Source organism: Bartonella sp. MR168JLCBS (assembly GCF_042194175.1).
Map to the genome: position 1 here is coordinate 1 of NZ_JBHIMP010000579.1, position 315 is coordinate 315.

Genomic DNA, 315 nt, shown 5'->3' on the forward strand with positions numbered 1-315 from the left:
TTTACGAGTGTGGAGTAGGGAAATGAAAAGGAACTTAACATGGGTTATAAACAGGCTTAAATTACCTGTTTATAGGCTTAACCGTTAGCGAGTAGCTCATTTGATATTATTTCATAAGCAATATTATAATATATTGATTTAAAAATATTTTTTCTTTTAAGCGAGAAGACGATTGATGATATCAGTCACATCGCTTGATAATTGAGGAGCTGCTGCAATTGTTTTTAATGCAGTTTCAAATTTTTCTTGCCGAATGGGTTCTAACTGTCTCCAAGAGCGCATCATTGTTAATAAACGTGAAGCGAGTTGTGGATT

General features: G+C 33.7%; 1 protein-coding gene. It reads right to left on the bottom strand.

Features of this window, described 5'->3' with window-relative positions; translation table 11 throughout:
* Positions 1-156 precede the first annotated feature (156 nt).
* Positions 157-315, bottom strand: a 159-nt coding sequence (locus ACFIK8_RS12800; protein WP_375669638.1) for an aminopeptidase N C-terminal domain-containing protein, incomplete at its 5' end; no start/stop codon positions are given.